The organism is Anabaena sp. FACHB-1391 (genome assembly GCF_014696755.1).
GTDB lineage: Bacteria > Cyanobacteriota > Cyanobacteriia > Cyanobacteriales > Nostocaceae > Dolichospermum > Dolichospermum planctonicum.
Genome location: NZ_JACJQS010000005.1, coordinates 92,922 through 110,972, shown reverse-complemented (window position 1 = coordinate 110,972; position 18,051 = coordinate 92,922). Strand labels below are relative to the sequence as shown.

13 protein-coding genes are annotated in these 18,051 nt (G+C 37.0%); 8 read left to right on the top strand and 5 right to left on the bottom strand.

The features are described from left to right. Positions 1-19: 19 nt before the first annotated feature. Positions 20-625, bottom strand: coding sequence for a tetratricopeptide repeat protein (locus H6F62_RS03945; RefSeq protein ID WP_242025902.1), 606 nt, complete (start codon positions 623-625; stop codon positions 20-22). A 98-nt stretch (positions 626-723) separates the two neighbouring features. Here H6F62_RS03945 and H6F62_RS03940 point away from each other — a divergent pair, with 98 nt between their 5' ends. Further along, positions 724-1,899 carry a DNA double-strand break repair nuclease NurA gene (locus H6F62_RS03940; protein WP_137908019.1) on the top strand — a complete coding sequence of 392 codons (1,176 nt, stop codon included), beginning with the start codon at positions 724-726 and terminating at the stop codon, positions 1,897-1,899. A gap of 7 nt (positions 1,900-1,906) precedes the next feature. Here the strand turns inward: H6F62_RS03940 and dacB are convergent, their stop codons facing one another. The 4 genes from dacB to gloB form a co-directional block, all read right to left on the bottom strand. Next, positions 1,907-3,376 carry a D-alanyl-D-alanine carboxypeptidase/D-alanyl-D-alanine-endopeptidase gene (gene dacB / locus H6F62_RS03935; RefSeq protein WP_137908020.1) on the bottom strand — a complete coding sequence of 490 codons (1,470 nt, stop codon included), beginning with the start codon at positions 3,374-3,376 and terminating at the stop codon, positions 1,907-1,909. 1 nt (position 3,377) lies between these two features. Then, positions 3,378-5,798, bottom strand: coding sequence for a replicative DNA helicase (dnaB, locus tag H6F62_RS03930; protein ID WP_190371395.1), 2,421 nt, complete (start codon positions 5,796-5,798; stop codon positions 3,378-3,380). Positions 5,799-6,073: 275 nt separating this feature from the next. After that, positions 6,074-6,532, bottom strand: a complete 459-nt coding sequence (rplI, locus tag H6F62_RS03925) for a 50S ribosomal protein L9 (RefSeq protein ID WP_137908022.1) — start codon at positions 6,530-6,532, stop codon at positions 6,074-6,076. Between the two features lie 475 nt (positions 6,533-7,007). Next, entirely contained in the window at positions 7,008-7,781 is a 774-nt protein-coding gene (gene gloB / locus H6F62_RS03920; RefSeq protein WP_137908023.1) for a hydroxyacylglutathione hydrolase, read from the bottom strand. 282 nt (positions 7,782-8,063) lie between these two features. Between gloB and H6F62_RS03915 the strand changes: the two genes are divergently transcribed. From H6F62_RS03915 to H6F62_RS03885, 7 genes are all read left to right on the top strand, one after another. Further along, entirely contained in the window at positions 8,064-9,251 is a 1,188-nt protein-coding gene (locus H6F62_RS03915; protein ID WP_137908024.1) for a glycosyltransferase family 4 protein, read from the top strand. A 271-nt stretch (positions 9,252-9,522) separates the two neighbouring features. Then, complete coding sequence (locus H6F62_RS03910; protein ID WP_137908025.1) at positions 9,523-10,569, top strand: Type 1 glutamine amidotransferase-like domain-containing protein; 1,047 nt, start codon at positions 9,523-9,525, stop codon at positions 10,567-10,569. A 496-nt stretch (positions 10,570-11,065) separates the two neighbouring features. Beyond that, the gene (locus H6F62_RS03905) at positions 11,066-11,812 is read left to right on the top strand and encodes a hypothetical protein (protein WP_190371394.1); all 747 of its coding nucleotides are present in this window, start codon (positions 11,066-11,068) and stop codon (positions 11,810-11,812) included. Between the two features lie 341 nt (positions 11,813-12,153). Beyond that, positions 12,154-12,978, top strand: coding sequence for a hypothetical protein (locus H6F62_RS03900; protein WP_137908027.1), 825 nt, complete (start codon positions 12,154-12,156; stop codon positions 12,976-12,978). Then, positions 12,971-13,849, top strand: a complete 879-nt coding sequence (locus H6F62_RS03895; protein WP_190371393.1) for a GTPase domain-containing protein — start codon at positions 12,971-12,973, stop codon at positions 13,847-13,849. The genes H6F62_RS03900 and H6F62_RS03895 overlap by 8 nt, the downstream gene beginning before the upstream one ends. 4 nt (positions 13,850-13,853) lie before the next feature. Next, on the top strand, positions 13,854-16,214 hold the full coding sequence (locus H6F62_RS03890) for a hypothetical protein (RefSeq protein WP_190371392.1): 2,361 nt from the start codon (positions 13,854-13,856) through the stop codon (positions 16,212-16,214). A 211-nt stretch (positions 16,215-16,425) separates the two neighbouring features. Then, a complete protein-coding gene (locus tag H6F62_RS03885) occupies positions 16,426-18,036 on the top strand; it encodes a hypothetical protein (protein ID WP_190371391.1) in 1,611 nt (536 codons plus the stop codon). Positions 18,037-18,051: the final 15 nt, after the last annotated feature.

The following is an 18,051-nucleotide window of genomic DNA, read 5'->3' as shown; positions in this document are numbered from 1 at the left end:
TAACCAATATCTAGAATATCTACATCCCCGACTTCTTAGACAAATCGGGGAGCTTATTAATAAGATTAATTACCTCTTGATAATTACTGATTCTTTTTTGTTTTTGAAATAAGTTAGCTGCTGTATTTAAATCGCTAATTGCTCCCTGTTTATCACCTAAAGCATTGCGAGTAATACCTCGATTTTGGTAAGCTTCAGGAAAGTTAGGATTCAGCTTTAATGCTTGGTTAAAATCTCTAATAGCTCCTGGGAAATCTCCCAAATCATGACGAGTAAATCCGCGATGATTATAAACACCCGCATAATTAGGATTTAGGCTGATTGCTTGATTATAATCTAAAATTGCTCCTTTTAAATCTCCCAGTTTATAGCGAGATATTCCTCGTTTATAGTAAACTTCAGCAAAATCAGGACGTAACTTCAAGGCTTGATTATATTCTGCAATTGCTTCTTTGATATCTCCTGATGTATGGCGGTTAATTCCTCTATGAAAATAGATGATAGCCTCTTTTTTATCAGCTTGTGCTAACAGTGATGATTTGATTCTAGTATCGGAAATACTTGCCAAATTTTTACCACTCACTTTTGGAGTATATAATATAATTCCGAATAGAAGGATTGTCATTGTTAATTTCCATTTTTTCATGACACCATTTTTCCAGTTATTAGCATACAGTTGTTAATTATATAGTATTTACATCTATTCGCACAACTACAAACACTATGCTTGATTTAACAAAAATATCGGGACAAATGCAAGGTTTCAGTCAACATTTGACTTCAGAAGTGGCCGCGAGTCATCAGCGGTTAGAATTAGCACAACAATTTTTTAAACAGGCTGTAGAGTGTCAACAGGAGTTAGTTGAACGTCAGGAAAAATGGCACAATCGGATTCTCTTTGCTAATGCTACACCAATTGAACCCCTAGAAACCTGTATTACTATTCCTGTTCCCCCGAAAATTCATACTGTCATTTCTACTGATGGTTCGCAAATTGCCCCTAATCATCACGAAATTGCGTATTGTTACTTACTCAATATCGGCAGGGTGGTTTTACACTATGGTCAAAATCTTCACCCCATTCTCGATAGTCTACCGGAGATATTTTATCGCCCCGAAGATTTATATATCTCCCGTCAATGGGGAATTAGAGCGGAAGAATGGATGGGTTATCGGCGTACTGCTTCGGAGGCTACGGTATTAGCTGAACTGGCCTGTAGTGTGAAAACAGCAGCACCAACTTTAGCCATGGTTGATGGTTCGTTAATATACTGGTTTTTAGATCAGTTACCGATGGATGCCCGCGATCGCATTTTACCACCTATTTTAGAGGCCTGGCAAAAACTCCAACAAGCTCAAATACCCCTCATGGGTTATCTTAGTGCCTCTCGCAGCACGGAAGCCACTAACTTTTTACGGTTTTTGGCTTGTCCCTATCCTGTCCCCGATTGTATCACCTATTGCCCCAACCAACTAGAATACGTACCTTGTAAAAAATTTGATACTTTGCGCGATACAAGCATCATGACTAGCCAACTCCAACCTGGACAACGAGGACCATTATGGCGGAGTAATGCGCGAATTTTAGAATTGTATGACGACCAAATTATTTATTTTTGTTACGTCCATGTCGGTACAGAAATCGCCCGGATTGAAGTCCCTGCTTGGGTTGTCGCCAATCAAACTATGTTTGATCAAGCACTAGGACTAATGTTGGCACAAGTACAAAAAGGATACGGTTATCCTGTGGCTATTGCGGAAGCCCATAATCAGGCTGTAGTCAGAGGTGGTGACAGGACCCGTTTTTTTGCCCTTTTAGAACGACAAATGATCAAAGCTGGGATTAAAAATGTCGGTATTTCCTCTAAAGAAGCCAGAAAACGCGGTAGCATTGCTTAAAGTTATTTTAACATCGTTTTAATTGGGTTAATAAAACCACAATTTCATCTATTGCTGTTCTCACAATTTTACTAGGTTGTTCAGATTGGTTCACCATAATACTAAAAACTAAAGGCTCATAATTAGCTGAATTTACATATCCAGAAAGAGCAGAAACTCCTGTCATGGAACCGGTTTTTCCTTGGACAATTCCCACAGCAGCAGTATTAATCAAGCGATTTTTTAAGCTACCTGTCATACCTGCAATGGGTAAGGAAGCCCGAAAAATTTCTCTTTGAGGTGATTTATCAATTGCTTGTAAAACTCGTACTAAAGCCGCTGGAGTCGTTAAATTCTTGCGAGATAACCCAGAACCATCTACAATTACATAACTTTCTGGTTCAACTCCTAATTGAGTTAAGGTTTCTTTCATAACTTGTAATCCGATATCAGCCGTATTTTGATCTTTTTCTCTTGGTTTTTTAATAGCTAAACTTCTGAGTAGAGCCTCAGCATACAAATTATTGCTATTTACATTTGTCTCTATTAATAATTCAGACAAAGGTGGAGATTCTACTGCGGCTATTTCTTTGCCATTTTTATTTTTATTCAAATTACTAATTACAGTTTCTTGAACGGTAATTCCTGCTATGATTAAATTATGACGAAATTGTTTTAAAAAATTGCTAATTGGATCAAATACAGCTATAGCAGTAATTTCCGGTTGGGAATTTACCGCTAATTGTCCTTTTATCCTCAAAATCTGTCCTTTTAAATCGCGGTTAATTTCTACAAAACCGGGTTTATCTGCTTGAGTAGTAATGGTATTATTCTCAATTTTCCACTGATATGCTTCTGTAAGTTCAACCCATTTTAGTTGTAATGGTTGTCCGATATTTTGGGGTAAAAAACTTAATCCAGAAGCGTTATCATTTAATATTAAACTATTAACAGGAGCGCCATAATCAGCCTGTATATCTTCCCATTCCCAACTGGAATGAACTACTTCACCTTGAAAATAACTATCATCAGCAATTAACTGATTAATTTCTCTAATTCCCTGTTGATAAAGTTGTTTTGCTAATAATACTAATTGAGGGTTTTTAAAACTCGGATCTCCCCTACCCACTACACGCAAAATACCATTACCATCATCATAAATAGAGGTACGAATCCGAAAATCTGAACCTAATTTCTGTAATGCTACAGCAGTGGTAAATAGCTTAATATTAGAAGCGGGAATAAAATATTTCTGGCTATCTTGACTATAAAGAATCTTGTCTGATGATAATGTTTTAACTAAAATTCCCCAACGTCCTCGACTAAATTGAGGCCGATTGATAATAGTATTAATTGTTGATGATAATTGAGCGGGACAAAGGGATTTGCTAGTAGTAACTTCTGGAACTACTGTTTGTGCTGCAGCTACTTTCTGAATGCTACCAATTTGGATACTGATAAATAGAAATATCAAGCTAAAAAAGTATTTTTTTAACATATTACCAACTGTTTTGTCTGGCTAGATTTTTGAACTTTGTAAATTGAGGATCAAATAATAGTTTGATTGTTCCTGTTGGTCCATTCCGATGTTTAGCGATGATCACTTCGGCAATTCCTCTATCTGGAGTATCTGGTGAATAATATTCATCACGGTATAACATCATTACTATATCCGCATCTTGTTCGATTGATCCCGATTCTCTTAAATCAGATAACATTGGCCGTTTATTAGTTCTTGCTTCCACCCCCCGACTTAACTGTGATAAAGCAAGAACCGGTACAGATAATTCCCTCGCTAAACCTTTTAAAGAACGGGTAATTCTTGATAATTCTTGCACACGATTATCACCTGCACCTTCCATTAATTGCAAGTAATCAATGACTATTAATCCTAAATTTCCATTTTGTTCTGCTTGCAGTCTTCGGGCTTGACTTCGTATTTGTGTAACTGTAATATTTGCCGTATCATCAATAAACATTGGTGTTTCTGAAAGCTTATCAATAGCACGGCTTAACGGTTCCCATTGCGTTTGACTAATGCGACCACTTCTTAAATAACTGCTTTCAATTCCTGCTTCACTAGCTAATAGTCTTTGTACTAGTTGTTCTTTGGACATTTCTAAACTAAAAACAGCCACCGGTAGTTTATAACCAGCAGCAATATTATGAGCAAGGTTAAGACAAAAGGCGGTATTGTGAACACAAATATCATTAGCGACAAAATTATGTGTTTTAGGAATTGTTAAATCATAAACTTGTTTGTTACCAACTGATTCAATGGAAATGATTTCATCCCAATATACATCACTATTTGCTAATTGTTCCCAAATTTCTACAGGTATTAAGTCACGATTGGTTTGATATCTTTTTTGAGATATTGCTGCTGTAACTTTTGCTAATGCTGCTTCTTTGCCAAAAATGCCAATTTCTGCAATGAAGTTTTTGATAGATAAAGCATCAGTAATATCTAATTGCCATGCTGGTCTACGGGTATTATTATATTTCACAGACCGCTTTTTCAAAGCAGCAATAATACCAAATCTTAACAACAGATGTTGAATTTGTCTTGCTAGTCTTTCGCTGACTGTACAATAACCTAATTGTGATTGACCACTATTAAGCACAGTAGCCCAACCATCAGTGGCAAAAAGACGATTTAGAAACAATGATAATTGTGATTTTTCTAATTTAAAGACAATGTTTGGGATAGTTTGAGTATCAGCATCTTTACCCCATAAACCTAATTTTTCTAATCCAACACATAATGAAGGTGTCTGTTGTCCTGGGGAATCTTCCCTTGTTATTGACAAACCACCAAATTCAGTTACTGCTTCAGAAAAATCTGTTTGCAATAATGGGTTGCTGTTTGTAAATCTAGGAGTGCTATTAGTTAAACCACCATCACCAATTAAATAACCTAATAATTTGACTTCACACTCGCGGATAGTTTCTGTTCCAAACACATCTATTTTGCGAGGGATGGCAATCTTATTTCCTACTTGTAAATTTTCTAATCTTTGCCAACCTTTAATAGTTAAAAATGGGTGAGTAATTGTGGTTTCAATTGCCCGTCCTAAGCGAGTTGTGATGCGAAAAACTGGTTTAATTCCATCATCTACAAATGCAGATGGTTGGGTAAAGGTAAATTTCCAATCATCATTTAATGTTAATAATGAACCTTGCCGTTGCTGATATAATTCTTCAATTGTGGCAATTTGTCCATCTGCTAAGACGATTTCTGAATCATAACTGAGACATTTCCCCATTGACGGCCTCCCAGCTACGATAATTAAATCAGAACGCTGAAAACCGCTAGTCATAGCATCTAAATCATAAAAACCACAGGGTATTCCTGGTAAAGCAATACCTTGATGACGAGTTTCAATATCTTGGAAAGTATTAATTAATGTATCACCAATATGAACTAATCCTGATTGGGGTTTTTCTTGGGTGACATTAAAAACTTTTTGTTCGGCTTGATCTAGAACAATTGGTAATTCTGTTTCTGTTTCATAACCCAGATGTACAATTTCATTACCTGCTTTAATTAATTGTCGTCGCAGGTATTTTTCCATGACTAACCCTGCTAAAGCATCAATATTCACCGCTGAAACCGTGCGGTCTACTAATGTGGCTAATTTATTTCTTCCACCAATTCTTGTTAGTTGATCATTGTCTGTTAACCAACTGGTGATGGAAAGCAAATCTGTGGGTTTTTGTTGCGTATGAAGACGCAAAGCGGCCTGATAGATTATTGTATGGGCGCTAATATAAAAGGCTTCGGGGACTAAGCGATCGCTCACTCGACCAATAGCCTCCGGATCTAGTAAAATACCCCCTAGAATCGCCTCCTCTGCTTCGATATTTTGTGGTGGTAGGCGATTACTACCATCACTTTGAAAACTCAGTTCTTCAGCCATTAGGTTTATTGGATTCTTATAGTTTGTATTTATACTTTAACTATACCAAAAGCTGTAATTCACCAAATTTTAGATTTTAAATTTTGGATTTTAAATTTTGGATTTTGGATTAAAGATTGAAAATTCATACCTAGTCTGAATCTGATTCCGCCGAATTTATGCGGGTATAAATCTAAAATCCAAAATTGACAAGCCCCCGGACTAATTACTGGAGTCCATCTAAAATCTAAAATCTAAAATCTAAAATCCAAAATCTAAAATTAAATTGAAATCCGTTAGTTAGAGACGACTTCAATATTAATTTCTGCTGTTACTTCAGAATAGAGCTTAATTTCCGCTTTATAAGTACCCAATTGGCTAATATCAGGAATGGTAATACCACGACGATCTATTTCTAGATTAGCCGCTTTTAAAATAGCATCTGCTACATCTTGGGTAGTAACAGTACCGAAAATAGCCTCATTTTCACCAACTTGCTTGGCAATTTTTAAGTTACCAACTGTTTCTAAAGCTGCTTTTTGTTCAGTTGCTTGTTGTTTGAGTTCTAATTGTCTTTGGCGTTCTTTTTCCCGTTTCCGTTCTACTTGTTTGAGAATACCCGGTGTCGCCCGATCTGCTAAACTCTGGGGAATCAGATAGTTACGAGCATAACCGGGAGCTACTTCTACTAAGTCGCCGATTTTTCCCAGTTTACTGACATCTTTTGTTAAAACCAATTGCACACGTTTCGCCATTGTTTTTCGCTTTTCTTTGTAATATCTTAGTTATTTGGATGTCATCAGTGTGGCTGACAAGATTGTAGCTTGATCCTCAGCGACTTTGAACATACCCACAGCCTTGATATTGTAGCGAAATTTGGGGAGCGATCGCAATACTAAATCCCATAAATAAAAATATTAAAAATTAAAAGGGAACTCTTAACTCTTAACTGGGAACAGTTTTAACTGTCTGGATATCCTCAATTTTCCAAATCCGACAAAGAAAAATGCAATTCATTTTCAGACACCATTAGCCAAAACCTGGCACTTTTTTATGGTAAAAATCCGCGAAACCCTTTGTTAATAAATGGTTTTAGGTTTATATGGCTAACGCCACGCTACGCTATCAGCAAACCCTATATACAATCTTAATATAGCTAAGTCTTGTGGTGCGGGCATCCTGCCCGCTATACCTGCCCGCTATCATTCTACAAATTAAATGCAGTACAGACTAAAAATTATCCTTCATGCCTCGAATCCGGGCAAAGGTTTGAACTTCTTCATGACTTTTCGCTGTTGCTTGTAAAGACGGTTTATCCCAACGCAAAAAAGGATTTGTGAGTTTTTCTATTCCCAAAAGTGATGGAACTGTGGCTTCATTGGCCTCCCGTTGAGTTTTAACATCCTGGTAGCGTTTTTGCAAATCCGCATTTTCCGGGTCTACAGTCACAGCAAACCGCAAATTGCTGAAAGTATATTCATGGGCGCACCAAACGCGAGTATCATCCGGTAAAGCCCGTAGTTTATTTAAAGATGCTACCATTTGCCCCGGTGTACCTTCAAATAAACGACCACAACCACCAGCAAACAATGTATCACCACAAAACAATTCCCCCGGCTCTCCTGGGCTTTCTGGCGGGAAATAGTAAGCAATATGAGCGCGGGTGTGGCCAGGAACAAACAACACCTCAGCAGTACGATTTCCAAATTGGACGCGATCACCGTTGTCTAAAAATACCTGCTGTCCCGGAATCCGGCCTCTATCTTCCGCACCTCCATAAACTGTCACTTGGGGAAATTTTTTCATCAATTGAGTATTTCCACTCACATGATCACCATGATGGTGAGTATTAAAAATTGCTACCAAATCAGCATTTAATTTTGTCAATTCGTCTAATACTGGTTGCGCTTCGGCCGGATCAACAACAGCCGCAATATTCTGTTGTGGATCATGCAGTAAAAATATATAATTGTCTGAAAGTACCGGCAGACGGATGATTTGCATTAGCTTTTCTTCCCCCGTTGGTGAATTTATTTATAATATGTCCTGTATTATTTTAACCCAACCTATTCGATAAATTCAATAAATTTGTATAACCGCTTCGGCTATCCATTACCCTGAGATGATTTATTTAGTACAATTGTTGAATGATGTCCTATTTTGTCCGGTTTTTCAGGAGCAGTTTTCGTTAATTTCTAATTTCTAATTTTCTTTTCCCTGTTCCCTGCTATAAATATAGTTTTTATATATTTGGATTTTTTTGTCAATCATCGGGGAGTCAAGTCAATGAAGATATTAGTGCTGAGTTGGGAATTTCCACCCAGGATAGTCGGGGGAATTGCTCGTCACGTTGCTGAGTTGTACCCGGAACTGATCAAGTTAGGCCATGACATTCACCTCATTACCCCTGAATTTGGTCAAGCAGCCCTTTATGAAGTCGTTGAGGGGATTCATATTCATCGTGTCCACGTGGCTGCTAGTAACGATTTTTTTCACTGGGTGGTGAATTTAAATGAGAGTATGGGCGCTTATGGTGGTAAGTTGTTGAGGGAAAAGGAGCCATTTGATTTGATTCATGCCCATGATTGGTTAGTTGGTGATGCTGCGATCGCTCTTAAGTATATCTTTAAAATTCCCTTAATTGCCACCATTCACGCCACGGAACATGGACGTTATAATGGTATTCACAATGATACCCAACGCTATATTCATAATAAAGAATATGCACTAGCTGAAAATGCTTGGCGGGTAATCGTTTGTAGTGAATATATGCGTCGAGAAATCGGGCGATCGCTTTCTGTTGCTAGTGATAAAATTGACGTAATATATAATGGTATTCGCCCAGAAAAGAAACGACATGACAAAGATTTTCATCCTCAAGATTTTCGGCGACAATTTGCCACGGATGATGAAAAAATTGTTTATTATCTTGGTCGCATGACCTACGAAAAAGGCGTACCTGTGTTACTTAATGCTGCTCCCAAGGTGCTTTGGGAAATGGGCGGTAATGTTAAATTTATCATAGTCGGCGGCGGTAATACTGAACATCTAAAACGTCAAGCTTGGGATTTAGGAATTTGGCACAAGTGTTACTTTACCGGGTTTCTCTCTGATGAATACTTAGATAGATTTCAAACTATCGCCGACTGTGCGGTTTTCCCCAGTCTTTATGAACCCTTTGGTATTGTGGCTTTAGAAAGTTTTGCCTCTCGCGTACCAGTGATAGTTTCCGATACTGGTGGTTTTCCTGAAGTAGTTCAACATACAAAAACGGGAATTACTACCTGGGTAAATGATCCTGACTCTGTAGCTTGGGGAATTTTAGAAGTTTTGAGAAACCCAGATTATTGTCAATGGTTGGTAAATAATGCCTATGCAGATTTAGAAAAACGATTTAGTTGGCCAAAATTAGGTCAGCAAACAGAAATGGTTTACAAAAGAACAGTCAAAGAACGAGGAGAAATTATCTGGTAGTGATAAAAAACGGTAATTGATGAAATCAGGGTTTCTCAACCCATGCAGGTGGGTTTTGTCTGTGTAGACGCGGTTGATAACTGCCCAAACTAACCAAACTAATATTAATTTAATATTAATTTAGACTACTGCATTCATCTTCTCTGAGGAGAATTAAAGACTACTCTGATTATTAGCCGTAAAAAAACAGTACAAACCCTGTACGCTGGGAATTTAGCTCCTCAAATGCGAGAGTTAGAAATGATTGCTGTTTGCTTGACAAGATTTGAATATGACAAAAGCATTCCCAAATATATCCAGGCATTTGCAGAATGCAAAAAACAGCTTGTTGAGGGTGGTAAACCAAATTATCGGCCGTCTGACAGCACAGTTAAAGCAGTTCCTCAAGGATATCATTGCTGATCACCAAACTCCTCCCCCTGAACCTATTTATCAATTACCTAAACTAGCCGGTCCTGTTCATAACTTAGGTGGTGGTGGTACTGATGTTGATGATGCCATTCAATGGATGATTAATCAAGTCAGGGGGGGTAGTAACAGCGATATTAAAGTTAATGTTTTAGTGATTCGGGCTGCTGGTAAGGATGATTACAATCAGTTAATTTATTCCATGAAAGGTGTCAAATATGTAGAAACTCTCATCATTCGTAACCGCCAAGAAGCGAACAGAACGGATATTTTTGATAAAGTCAGAAATGCTGGAGTAATTTTCTTTGCTGGAGGTGATCAATGTGAATATATTCGTCACTGGAAAAATACTAAATTAGAAGTTGCTATCAAGTCGGTTTATGATCAAGGTGGTGCTATTGGTGGTACAAGTGCCGGGGCAATGATTCAAAGTGAATATGTTTATGATTCTTGCGCTTGTGTGGATAGCATTGAAACTTACGAAGCCCTTGATGACCCTTACAGAAATATTACTTTTACCTATAACTTTTTTCAGTGGAAGCATTTGCGAGGGACTATTATTGATACCCATTTTAATGAACGCAAAAGAATGGGGAGAATTATGGTTTTTATTGCTCGGCAAATTCAAGATGGTGTATCTTCAACTGCTTTAGGGATAGCAATTAGTGAAGAAACTTCTTTGTTGATTGATCGATATGGTATTGCTAAAGTTATGGGTAAAGGTGCAGCCTATTTTGTGTTAGGAGATCATCCCCCAGAAGTTTGTGAAAAAGGAACTCCTCTCACTTATCACGACTATAAAATTTGGAGAGTTCCTCAAGGTGACAGTTTTGATTTGAATAAACTACCGTCACGAGGTTATTATCTCAGAAGTGTCAAGCGGGGAAGATTTGACTCAGATCCTTATTAGATATCAAGTAAATTTAGGTGTGTAAGTTAAAACGCACCTAATTTCTATATTGTATAATGCAAGAGGTTTTCAGCGATTTTACAGCCAGTAGCTTTGAGTGAGGTACACCTTGTGCGGGCAAGACTTGTACTGAGCAGTTCGACAAGCTCACTGTAACACTTGGTCGTTCGCGTAGCGTGGCGTTAGCCATAGTATGCCCGCACCACAAGAGTTTTATTATTAATATCTGTACTTTTTGTGCGGGCAAGATGCCCGCACCACAAGAGTTTTATTATTAATATCTGTACTTTGTGAATATCGGAAACTGCTGTATATTTTTTTAGATTTTTTTAGATTTTTTTAGATTTTTTACAGGGCTTGGTTTTTTCATGTCAACCTACGGAAGCTATGATTAATTTTTCAAAACTTAAAACTTGATCTAAAAATGATTATTTGTATCAAAACAATTATTGTATAATGGCACTTAAATATACCCAATGTACTAAAGATAATCAAGGTGGGAGTAGTATACATAGGCGATCGCGCAACAGGTAAGACTCACTTGGCTCTAGAGTTGGTCAACCCCAAAGGTGAATATGTCAAAGTTGCCAATCTCGATTATGACAATCTGAGGGTGCAATTGTTGGATGAGAACTCACAGCCCTACGCAACACCTCGGCAAATGCCACACCCCAGGTATTTAGAGATGGAGGTGCGGCTACCGTCTGGTAATAAGCAAATGGTGGTAGATTGGATTGATACAGCGGGGGAGGTGTGGGACAGGAATTTGCAAAAGGATAGTCCTGAACGATGGAATCAATTTTTACAAACTCTTCATAACAGCGAGGGACTGTTGCTGATTTTGCCACCCCATCGGGGCATGGATTTACAACCGGGTACGGATGTGGAGCAGTTTGCCACGCAAAAACAATGGTGTAATCGTTTTGACAGGTGGGTAGAATTTTTTCATCACCAATGTCCTAATGTCAGACATTTAGCGATTTGTATCAATAAAGCTGATTTATTTTGTGATTTGACCAAGGAAGGTGGTAAACTAGCTTATAAGCCCTATGGTAGTTCCCTCAACTGGCAGCAGCGGCATATTTATGTTTTACAAAGATATTTTCGTCCGATTTATTCCCAATTAGAACAATTAAATAATGGTCTTTCCGGTGGCTCGGTGCGGTGTTTCATTACATCTATTCATCATCGAGGTTTATTAGAATTACCTTGGATTTATTTGGGTAGTTTTTTAGCGAAATAGGTGGGAATTGTGTTAAACAAATTTTTTCAGGTTTTTTCAGGGATTGAAACCAGCACCGGTCATGAGAAATCCCATCTACACAGGCAAAACCCGCCGGTACTGATTGGAAATTCATCATTTATTTAGTCCACTTTCTGCGGACTTTGTTTGTATAGCCGCAAATTACAGCAGTTATCCGTTTATGAAGTACAGATATTAATAATAAAACTCTTGTGGTGCGGGCATCTTGCCCGCACAAGGTGTACCTCACTCAAAGCTACTTGCTGTATATTGCTGGGACTATCTTCATCATTCTCCGTTGTTGAAATAATTAAATAATTAATTAGTTAAAAGGGTGTAACATGAGCAACATTCATATCATCGGACCACAGGCTTCTGGCAAAACTACTTATTTAGCGGCTTTGGCTTATCAACCACGAAAAGCAACATGGAAAAAGAAAAATTTTAAAGTGCAAGCATTGAATGAAGAAACCAAAGAATTAGCAGACAAAGCGGAAAACATTATTTTAGAGGGTGCATCCTTAGAACCTACTCAGAAATATGTGAAATCAATTGATGATTTGAAAGTCTATTCATTCATGATTGAAATTCAGAAAAAATGGCGAAAACTAGAGCAGCTAAACTTAGCTGTGCGAGACTATCCAGGAGAGGTTTTTAAAGAGTTAGAATCAGTCTCTACCGATCCATTACATGAAGAATTTATGAATGAGTGTTTAAGTAAAGATACTCAAGGGTGTTTAATTCTATTAACAGAGTGGAGACAAGGAACGGATAAATTTTATAAACGAGTCTTTAAAAGGTTTATAGATTTAATGGATAAACAGGGAAGATTGCATGATTTACGGTTAGCTGTAGCCATGAGTAAATGTGAACGGGGGGAACTGTGGCCTGGTCGTTTAGATCCTGAAAATGATTTATTTGCTATTCATTTCCCGGAAACACTGTCATTTTTAAAAGACAATATTTCTCATAAAAATTTACAGTTTTATGCTATATCTACTTTTGGGGTTTTAAGAAATAAAGATCCGCGCCCCAATCGTAAGGAAGAATTAGGACAAGGGGGTAGATATTCAGTGTTACGAGAAACTGATAACTGGTCGCCCTATGGCATGATTTCACCTCTCTATTGGTTAAGTACAGGTAAGAGGATGAAAGAAGATGTTTAATTTATTTAAGAATAAAAATCAGCCCACATTACAAAGTAGTGCAGTATTACGAATTATAGGCGATCGCACTTCTGGAAAAACCACATATATGGCCTCCTTAGCCCGATGGCCAAATGCTGATCCTGATAGTCCAGTGCAAGCTGTAACCGCAGTGGACGAAGGGGGAGAAGACCTGATCAATAAAGCTCAAAATATCTTAGAACAAGGTTTACAATTAGAACAAACTGATTTAAGTAAAAATGTGTCAGAGGTGAAAGATTGCACCTTACAAATTACGCTCAAGGAAAAAAAATTAGGTGCTAAATTACTGAATTTAAATGTCAGTTCTAAAGATTATGCTGGGGAATTTTTTACAGACTTGCTGCATAAAGTCAAAGATCCTCTATTAGATGAATATTTAGAAGACTGTTTACAGTGTAATGGTATTCTGTTTTTAGTTGATGGTAGTAGTCGGCGCAAAGATTTAGAATATGCCAATGGTTTAGATAAATTGCTGTTAGCACTAGACCGGAATGATCTGGGTGGAAGTAAGCGGCGCATTGCCTTAGTATTGAATAAATGTGAACAATCTGATTTGTGGGTAAATCGAGATAAACCAGCATTTTTAGCATCAGCCCGGTTTCCCCAAGTTTGCAGAAAATTACAATCATGGCAACAAATGGGAGGGGGTAACATAGAATTTTTTGCAGCTTCAGCTTTTGGGATGTTGGGTAGTAAATATCCTGAACCAAATGTTAACTTATTAAGTAGAAATAGGGGAGGGGTAACAGCGGTAATTAAAAATCCCAAACTTTGGCGGCCTTTTGGTTTAGTTGCTCCCATTTATTGGCTTTGTACAGGTTCACGTCATCCAGAATTAGATAAAGGTTAAAAACATGAGTTCACCAAATATTGAAATTCACGAATTTAGTACAGGTATTCACGTTCAAGAAAGGGCTAATGGTTGGGTGTCTCTGGGTTTTACCGGAAAATACATGAACGCTACTATTAACCCTATTCCTCCAGTGGTAGAAAGGTCTATTGCTAATCAGGAATTTGCTTTAACTGAAGGATCTTCTACGGAAAAGCCAGCAATTATCGGCCGGATAGTAGGAGGTGGTGGTGATGTTTGGTCTGTCATGGCTGTTGTCACACGAGGACAGGATGAAGTGGGACGCAGTGCGGCTTTTTATCGTTATTTTTTGTGTCAGGGAGATCATAATTTACGGTTTATATTGGCTTGGTGGGAACAAAACCAAAAACCAACATTTAACCCCTTAGATTTTCAAGGTAGTCCTTTTTTATTTATGAGAGAATCAGGTCAACCGCACCTGACAAAAGAGGATGAATCTTTACCGTTTGCACAAGATCAAGCAATAGTATTACCAGCAGAAAATCAACATGATTTATATACTCTTAACGCCTTAGCAATCACAAAATTTAACAAGTCTAAAAAAGTTTTACCTGTTGCGTGGGCTTTTAATGTAGAAGCATTGGAAAAACCAGAACGGTTTCAGGTAATTCAACCAGCATCACAAAAGGCTTATGAAGGATTAAAACGAGCTATTGCTAATGCTGGTCAGGTTGTTTCCGCAATAAATGTTGATGAAGCAGCCTTAAAATCTGCCATTCGCAGTTTAATCAATAGTTCCACTGTCAAGCCAGAAGTAGTAGAGGAAATTGTTAAAGGGTTAGAAAATAAAGAAGTTACCGCTGAATATTGGGAAAAATTATTTAATGCTCAAGGTGCGGAACAAGCCATTAGACAAAAGATTTATAGTCCCCAATTGGTGCGGTTAATAACCCTAAGAGCAATGGTAAATCCAAAAACATTACCGCAGTTTTTAGCATGGTTGAATATTCAAGGGGGCAGAAAACCTGACCAGCATCAAACTATATCCTTAGAATTGCAAAAAGCTATTCGGGGTTTATTACCTAAGGAACAACTTGCAAAAGGGATTAAATATCTACTATTAGATTTATTAAATCAGAAAATATCTGTAGATAGTCTTTGTTGGTTATTAACAACAAATGGTAGTGCTTGGGCTTATGCACAAAAACAATTTATTGCTGATATTCAGGCTGATTTACAATTAATTGATGATCATTTTTCTAGTCCTAAGACTGCATACAAAAGCAGTTCCTACCCTGATCCTAATTCAGTATTCACTAGGAGTTCTCCTGTGGGGTCTGAAAATGATTCACAACTCCATCATGTTCAACCACCAATTAAAAAAGATTCATGGCAAAATGATTTTAAATGCCAAAAGCAAATTTGGGCAACTTTAATAAGTAATTGGCAAGGTATTCGACAAGGATACTATAGAGGGGAAGAATATCAACCTTTTGCTGAATTATTTAAAAAGTTCAGACAATATGATTTAGCTGCATATTTTTATCAAGTGAGTGATGGAATAGTTGACAAAGATTTATATTATGAAGTAGCTAATCAACAACATCGTCGCTCACCTGTTGTTTTTGGTTTACGTCTTGAACCGAAAAAGAATTTAATTGATCATGTCCTTGATTTTATTACTCTGGAGGTTGATATGAAAATTCAATTTGTTGTTCCTATTTCACTATTAATCTTAGTCAGTGGTTGGTTTATCGGTGCAAAAAATTGGGAATCTTATACTAGTGCAACTGATATTGAAAAATCTTTGTGTAGCAAGACTTTCCCAGATGGTAAAAACTGTCAGGTTATAGTTTTAGATTCAAAGACAAGTTATAGTTTTAGTGAAATCAAGCAATTAGTTCCAGCGGTTGTGAATGATGTTGTTAAGGATAAAAAACGAGAAGAAGATAATAAATATCAACAGGCAAATGAAGCCTATAACAACAAAATCAATCTAGGAAAATCAGCAACACTACCAACAGTAGCAAAAAAAGAAAAAGATATAAAACAAGAAGTCATAGACAAGCTGGGAAATATTTTGTATCCAAAAAATACAGCATTTCAATATGCAGATTTAGACCCTGGTAAAGAAACGACAGATTTAAAGATTCAAAAGCAATGGATGACAGCAATTTATAATTATCAAATTAAAAACAAGGTAGAATATCAAAAAATTGCAGATAAGGGGAGTGAAGACAATAAATGTAACCTCCCATTCGGGATATGTTTATGGCCATTGGGACAGAAAAATGATACTAGTAATGGTACTGATGATGTAAGAAGTTCTGAGCTTTACAAAAAATTGAAAAATGATATTTTAGCAGCCATGAAACCACAACAGTCAACAGTCAACAGTCAATAATAAAACCAAGCCGTGAGGTAGTAGAGTTAAATTACTCCACCTAGTCCCCCGGATGTATTGGTGGGAGATTGTTCCCTTTGCAAAAAGGTGGGGTAAAAACGAGATTTTGTTGTAATTCACTGTGTCCACACCGTAGCGGGGAATTGATTCCCCGTCTGACTGATTGACTGACGGGCTAAAAAAATTTACTAAAAGCTAATTCACGAAATCAATGAACTTAGAAACATCACTAAGACCAGCCATAAGGAAATTAATCCACAGTTCCCAAGTCAAACCGGAAGCGGTGGGGGTAATTGTAGCAGGGTTAGAAAATGAGAATGTCACTGCTGAAGACTGGGAAACTCTATTTAATAAAGAAGGTGCTGAAATTGCCATCAAACAAAAAATTTATAGTCCCCAATTGGTGCGGTTAATAACTTTAAGAGCAATAGTAAATCCAAAAACATTACCGCAGTTTTTAGCATGGTTGAATATTCAAGGGGGTAAAAAACCTGACCAGCATCAAACTATATCTTTAGAATTGCAAAAAGCTATTCGGAGTTTATTACCTAAGGAACAACTTGCAAAAGGGATTAAATATCTACTATTAGATTTATTAAATCAGAAAATATCTGTAGATTGTGTATATTGGTTATTAACCACAGATGGTAGTGCTTGGGCTTATGCTCAAAAAGATTTTATTGCTGATATTCAGAATGATTTACAATTAATTGATGATCATTTTTCTAGTCTTAAGACTGCATACAAAAGCAGTTCTTACCCTGATCCTAATTCAATATTCCCTACCAGTTCTCCTGTGGGGTCTGAAAAAGATTCATGGCAAAATGATTTTAAATGCCAAAAGCAAATTTGGGCAACTTTAATCAATAGTTGGCAAGGTATTCGACAAGGATACTACAAAGGGGAAGAATATCAACCTTTTGCTGAATTATTTGACAAGTTCGGAGAATATGATTTAGCTGCATATTTTTATCAAGTGAGTGATGGAATAGTTGACAAAGATTTATATTATGAAGTAGCTAATCAACAACATCGTCATCGTCGCTCACCTGTTGTTTTTGGTTTACGTCTTGAACCGAAAAAGAATTTAATTGATCATGTTGTTGATTTTATCACCCAGGAGTATATTGTGCCAATTCAATTTGTTGTTCCCCTTTCACTATTAATCTTAGTCAGTGGTTGGTTTATCGGTGCAAAAAGTTGGGAATCTTCTACCAGTGCAACTGACATTGAAAAATCTTTGTGTAGCAAGACTTTCCCAGATGATAAAAACTGTCCGGTTATAGTTTTAGATCCAAAGACAAGTTATAGTTTTAGTGAAATCAAGCAATTAGTTCCAGCAGTTGTAAAGGATGTTACTAAGCAGAAAAAAACAGAAGAAGATAATAAATATCAACAGGCAAATGAAGCCTATAACAAGAAAATCAATCTAGGAAAACTAGCAACACTACCAACAGTAGCAAAAAAAGAAAAAGATATAAAACAAGAAGTCATAGACAAGCTGGGAAATATTTTGTATCCAAAAAATACAGCACTTCAATATGAGGCTTTAGACCCTGGTAACGAACCGACAGATTTAGAGATTCAAAAGCAATGGATGACAGCAATTTATAACTATCAAATTAAAAAGAATGTAACATATCAAAAAATTATTGCAAATCCAAATAATGGGAGTCAAGACAATAAATGTAACCTGCCAATACCAATATTCGGGATATGTTTATGGCCATTGGGACAGAAAAATGATACTAGTGATGGTGTTAATGAAAAAGATTCTGAGCTTTACAAAAAATTGAAAGATGATATAAAAGCTATGAAATAAAAACAGCCAAAAGTC

Bases quoted from the DNA above. Each gene is read 5' to 3' on its own strand.
- H6F62_RS03895 (WP_190371393.1), top strand. From the start codon at position 12,971: ATGTTTAATTTATTTAAGAATAAAAATCAGCCCACATTACAAAGTAGT.
- H6F62_RS03915 (WP_137908024.1), top strand. From the start codon at position 8,064: ATGAAGATATTAGTGCTGAGTTGGGAATTTCCACCCAGGATAGTCGGG.
- H6F62_RS03940 (WP_137908019.1), top strand. From the start codon at position 724: ATGCTTGATTTAACAAAAATATCGGGACAAATGCAAGGTTTCAGTCAA.
- H6F62_RS03900 (WP_137908027.1), top strand. From the start codon at position 12,154: ATGAGCAACATTCATATCATCGGACCACAGGCTTCTGGCAAAACTACT.
- gloB (WP_137908023.1), bottom strand. From the start codon at position 7,781: ATGCAAATCATCCGTCTGCCGGTACTTTCAGACAATTATATATTTTTA.
- H6F62_RS03890 (WP_190371392.1), top strand. From the start codon at position 13,854: ATGAGTTCACCAAATATTGAAATTCACGAATTTAGTACAGGTATTCAC.
- H6F62_RS03885 (WP_190371391.1), top strand. From the start codon at position 16,426: ATGAACTTAGAAACATCACTAAGACCAGCCATAAGGAAATTAATCCAC.
- dnaB (WP_190371395.1), bottom strand. From the start codon at position 5,798: ATGGCTGAAGAACTGAGTTTTCAAAGTGATGGTAGTAATCGCCTACCA.
- H6F62_RS03910 (WP_137908025.1), top strand. From the start codon at position 9,523: ATGACAAAAGCATTCCCAAATATATCCAGGCATTTGCAGAATGCAAAA.
- H6F62_RS03945 (WP_242025902.1), bottom strand. From the start codon at position 625: ATGACAATCCTTCTATTCGGAATTATATTATATACTCCAAAAGTGAGT.
- rplI (WP_137908022.1), bottom strand. From the start codon at position 6,532: ATGGCGAAACGTGTGCAATTGGTTTTAACAAAAGATGTCAGTAAACTG.
- dacB (WP_137908020.1), bottom strand. From the start codon at position 3,376: ATGTTAAAAAAATACTTTTTTAGCTTGATATTTCTATTTATCAGTATC.